Source organism: Cellulosilyticum ruminicola JCM 14822 (genome assembly GCF_001311925.1).
GTDB classification, from domain to species: Bacteria; Bacillota; Clostridia; order Lachnospirales; family Cellulosilyticaceae; genus Cellulosilyticum; species Cellulosilyticum ruminicola.
Window position 1 is genome coordinate 1 of the sequence record NZ_BBCG01000191.1, and the last position, 530, is coordinate 530.

Sequence of the window (530 nt, forward strand, 5' to 3'; positions counted from 1 at the left end):
AATTTTTAAAAGACTATAGTGGTGTCTGTGTAACGGATGGCTATCAAGTCTATCATGCACTTGAAAAAGAGTTAAAAGACTTAAAGATAGCTGGTTGTTGGGCTCATTGTAGGCGTAAATTTGCAGATGTTGTTAAAGCGTTAGGCAAAGAAAAAGCCAAGAATACGCTAGCTTATGCAGCACTTCAACAGCTCAGTGCCATCTATAAGATTGAAGAAGAACTTAAAGACCTTTCTTCTGAGGAAAGAGTGAACAGGCGTCAGCTCAGTGTCAAGCCACTAGTAGATGCTTTCTTTGCATGTGTAAAAGCTAATCAGCATAAAGTACCTGAGAAATCTGCAACAGGAAAAGGATTTACTTACTGTATCAATCAGGAGCAATATCTCAGAGTCTTTTTAGAGAATGGAAATGTCCCAGTAGATAATAATGCTGCTGAACAATCTATACGAAGCTTCTGTATAGGCAAGGCTAACTGGCATTTGATCGATACAATCAATGGTGCAAAAGCTAGTGCAATCATCTATAGTATT

The 530-nt window shown here is 38.1% G+C and carries 1 protein-coding gene; it reads left to right on the forward strand.

Going from position 1 to position 530, the window contains the following annotated elements:
• Positions 1-530 (forward strand): IS66 family transposase (locus JCM14822_RS18845; protein ID WP_157047922.1); only part of this gene is annotated, 530 nt, incomplete at both ends.